This window comes from Pseudomonas sp. WC2, assembly GCF_050586545.1.
Lineage (GTDB): Bacteria > Pseudomonadota > Gammaproteobacteria > Pseudomonadales > Pseudomonadaceae > Aquipseudomonas.
On record NZ_JBOBDR010000039.1, the window covers coordinates 1 to 2,577 of the forward strand.

General features: G+C 59.8%; 2 protein-coding genes. Both read left to right on the forward strand.

Going from position 1 to position 2,577, the window contains the following annotated elements; all coding sequences use genetic code 11:
- Window positions 1-84 precede the first annotated feature (84 nt).
- Window positions 85-600: an Hcp family type VI secretion system effector gene (locus ACQ4OE_RS26700; protein ID WP_007949952.1), complete on the forward strand. Its 516-nt coding sequence runs from the start codon at window positions 85-87 to the stop codon at window positions 598-600.
- 91 nt (window positions 601-691) lie between these two features.
- Window positions 692-2,577 (forward strand): type VI secretion system tip protein TssI/VgrG (tssI, locus tag ACQ4OE_RS26705; RefSeq protein WP_430948451.1); only part of this gene is annotated, 1,886 nt, incomplete at its 3' end.

A 2,577-nucleotide genomic window follows, 5' to 3' on the forward strand; every position in this document is an offset into this window, starting at 1 on the left:
TGGCACGCTCCTTGATAACAGTCAGCCACCCACCGGGCGATCTCGCCCCGGGCACCCTAACTTTATCCGCAAGGAGAGCACCCCATGGCAACACCAGCGTACATGTCGGTTACCGGCGAAAAACAAGGCCTGATCACTGCAGGCGCTTTCACCGCTGACTCCGTAGGCAACACCTACCAGGAAGGCCACGAAGACCAGGTTATGGTTCAGGCTTTCACCCACGACGTGATCATCCCGCGTGACCCGCAATCCGGTCAGCCAACCGGTCAGCGCGTGCACAAACCAGTTGTGATCACCAAGGTCTACGACAAGGCTTCGCCTCTGCTGCAAGCGGCTCTGACCTCCGGCGAGCGCATGAGCGAAATCGTTATCCAGTGGTACCGCACTTCGGCTCAAGGTACCCAAGAGCACTACTACACCACCAAACTGGAAGACGCGATCATCGTCGCCATCAACAACAAAATGCACAACTGCCAGGATCCAGGCAACGCGCACTTCACCCACCTGGAAGAAGTGCAGTTCACCTACCGCAAAATCACCTGGACCCACGAAGTATCCGGTACTTCGGGTTCCGATGACTGGCGTGCTCCAGTCGTTTAATTACGGCTGATCGTTACAAGCATCGGCCAGCTCTGCTGGTCGATGTTGTTTTCGCAACTCCAGATTTTTGTGACAGCACGAGGAACAAGGGATGTTCGCGCCGGCCAATGAAACCCACTTTGCCCTGACCATCGAAGGTCTTTCCGCTGACTTTCAGGTGTTTACCCTGCAAGGCCGGGAAGCCGTCAGCCAGCCTTTTGTCTTCGAGGTGGAGCTGGTCAGTGAGCAGCCGTCGCTGGACCTCGAAACCCTGCTGCACAAACCAGCCTTCCTGCAACTGTCGCCCGACGGCAGCGGCATTCACGGCCAGATCTACCGCGCCGCGCAAGGCGATTCCGGCAAGCGCCTGACGCGTTATTCGGTGACCCTGCGACCGCAATTGTCCTACCTGGCGCACCGCGTCAATCAACGCATCTTCCAGAACCTCACGGTGCCGAAAATCATCGGCAAGGTCCTCGAAGAGCACGGCATCCAAAGCAACGCCTACGAATTCAAGACCGGTTCGATTTATCCCGAACGCATCTACTGCGTGCAATACGATGAATCGGACCTGCACTTCATCCAGCGCCTGTGCGAGGAAGAAGGTATTCACTACCACTTCGAGCACAGCGCCACCGCGCACAAACTGGTGTTCGGCGATGACCAGACGGTGTTCCCGAAACTGGCGCCGGTGGCCTATCAGCAAGACTCCGGCATGGTCGCCAGCGACCCGGTGATCAAGCGCTTCGACCTGCGCCTGGAAACCCGCACCAGCCGCACCACGCGCCGCGATTACGACTTCGAAAAACCGCGCATCACCCTCGAAAGCGAAAACCGTGGCGACGCCCTGCCCGACCTCGAGGACTACGACTACCCGGGTCGTTTCATCGACCGCGAGCGCGGCAAGCACCTGGCCAAACGCGCCCTCGAACGTCATCGCAGCGACTTCCAGTTGGCCGAGGGCAAAAGCGATCAGCCGTTGCTGGTCAGCGGCCACTTCCTCGCCCTGACCGCGCACCCGAAAGCCAAGTGGAACGACCTCTGGTTGCTGACCGAAGTCCACCACGAAGGCAAACAGCCGCAAGTGCTCGAAGAGTCGGTGACCAGCGACACCACCGCGCTGAAAGACGATTTCCATCAGGGCTACCGCAACCGTTTCCAGGCGACCCCGTGGGACGTGCCGAACCGCCCGCCCCTGCGCCACCCGAAACCGCGCATCCTCGGCAGCCAGAGCGCCGTGGTCACCGGCCCCAAAGGTGAAGAAATCCACTGCGACGAATACGGCCGCGTCAAAGTCCAGTTCCATTGGGACCGCGAAGGCCAGGCCGACGACAAGACCAGTTGCTGGCTGCGCGTCTCATCCGCTTGGGCCGGCGCGCAGTACGGCGGCATAGCCATCCCGCGCATCGGCATGGAAGTGCTCGTCACCTTCCTTGAAGGCGACCCCGACCAACCGTTGATCAGCGGCTGCCTGTACCACAAGGAAAACACCGTCCCGTATGCGCTGCCAGCGAACAAGACCCGCAGCACTTTCAAGACCCTGAGTTCCATGGGCGGTGGCGGCTACAACGAACTGCGCATCGAAGACAAAAAAGGTCAGGAGCAGATCTTCCTGCACGCCCAGCGCGACTGGGATGAAAACATCGAACACGACCAGAAAATCCGCGTCGGCAACGAACGCCACGACACCGTCGAGCAAAACAGCTACAGCGAATTCAAAGCCGAAGAACACCACACCGTCTACGAAGACCGCAAAGTCGAAGCCCGCGCCAACGACCACCTCACCGTGGGCGTGAATCAGCACATCAAGATCGGCACCGGCCAGTTCATCGACGCAGGGCAGGAAATCCACCTCAGCAGCGGCATGAAAGTGGTGATGGAAGCAGGCTCAGAGCTGACTCTGATCGGCGGCGGCAGCTTCATCAAGATTGATGCCGGCGGCGTGACCATGAGCGGCCCGGTGATCAATATGAATTCCGGCGGCAGTCCGGGCAGCGG